This window comes from Stenotrophomonas sp. CASM106, assembly GCF_049384825.1.
GTDB lineage: Bacteria > Pseudomonadota > Gammaproteobacteria > Xanthomonadales > Xanthomonadaceae > Stenotrophomonas > Stenotrophomonas muris.
The window spans coordinates 1-427 of the sequence record NZ_JBMRFS010000071.1 but is presented as its reverse complement, the minus strand read 5'-3'; the positions used below and the strand labels follow the sequence as shown (position 1 = coordinate 427).

1 protein-coding gene is annotated in these 427 nt (G+C 68.4%); it reads left to right on the top strand.

Annotated elements, in window-relative coordinates; translation table 11 throughout:
- A partial coding sequence (locus VG556_RS22585) for a hypothetical protein (RefSeq protein ID WP_423180078.1) occupies positions 1-224 on the top strand: 224 nt, incomplete at its 5' end.
- Positions 225-427 lie beyond the last annotated feature (203 nt).

Genomic DNA, 427 nt, shown 5'->3' with positions numbered 1-427 from the left:
ACATCATGGGCAAGGTCACGCGCCCCGAGCAGGTGCAGGGCTGGCAGAACATCTACCGAGGCGAGAGCGAGGTCGTGAGCATCGAGGAAGATTGGCGGGCATACAGCGTCGGCACGGCGCCCGTCGCCCGCCTTGGTGCCGGCTGGCTCGACCTGGCCCTCGCCGGCTACTCGGTGAAGATCAACACCGCCGAGGAGGCCGAGGCCCTCGCCGACCTGATCTGAACCACCCGCACCACGGGCCCGCGTCTCCACCTCGAGGCGCGGGCCGGGTGCGCGCGTCGACCCCCCCACCCCCCACGGGGGTAATCCCCGACCCGCCGGAACCTACGCCGTTGGTGAGGCTAACGGAGGTCTCTACGGGTCCCCAGCTTTTTGACACGTGACCATATCCACGATTTTGCCCGGAATGGCGCGGTTTCTGCCCG